This window comes from Secundilactobacillus paracollinoides DSM 15502 = JCM 11969, from assembly GCF_001311135.1.
Classification (GTDB): domain Bacteria; phylum Bacillota; class Bacilli; order Lactobacillales; family Lactobacillaceae; genus Secundilactobacillus; species Secundilactobacillus paracollinoides.
Map to the genome: position 1 here is coordinate 1 of NZ_BBAG01000168.1, position 534 is coordinate 534.

Annotated in this window: 1 protein-coding gene; it reads left to right on the forward strand. The window is 35.8% G+C overall.

Annotated features, from left to right (window positions below; all coding sequences use genetic code 11):
- A partial coding sequence (locus JCM11969_RS16835) for a transposase (protein ID WP_173585439.1) occupies positions 1-489 on the forward strand: 489 nt, incomplete at its 5' end.
- Positions 490-534: the final 45 nt, after the last annotated feature.

Consider the following 534-nt stretch of genomic DNA (forward strand, 5'->3'; position numbering starts at 1 on the left):
GGATTGGTTGGCCTCGAAACTGCCGTTGGTAAATATTATCCAAACGCCGTTATTCAGCAATGCCTAGTTCATGTAAGTCGTAATATTTCGCATCATGTACGGGTTCATGACCGTAAAGCTGTGTTAAATGATTTTAAGTTAATTCATCAAGCAACCAATAAACGAATGGCTGAGCACAGCTTAGCCAACTTTGTTGACCATTGGCGCAAAAGATATCCCAAAGTTACGCAAGCTTTATTAAAGAACCAGAAATTACTGGTATTTTTTAATTTTCCACCGGCTATCCGGTCTAGTATTTATAGTACCAATCTTATCGAATCATTTAACAAAAAATTTAAGCGACAAACAAAGAAACGTGAACAATTTCCCAACGAAGAATCTTTGGAAAGAACCTTAATGACTGTAATTCTTGATTACAATGACAAATTTGGGCGACGAACACATAAAGGGTTCAACCTAGTTCAAGACACTTTAGAATCAATGTTTTAGTTCAAAAGTGAGAGGCTTTTTCATTTACACATAAAATTTGACACT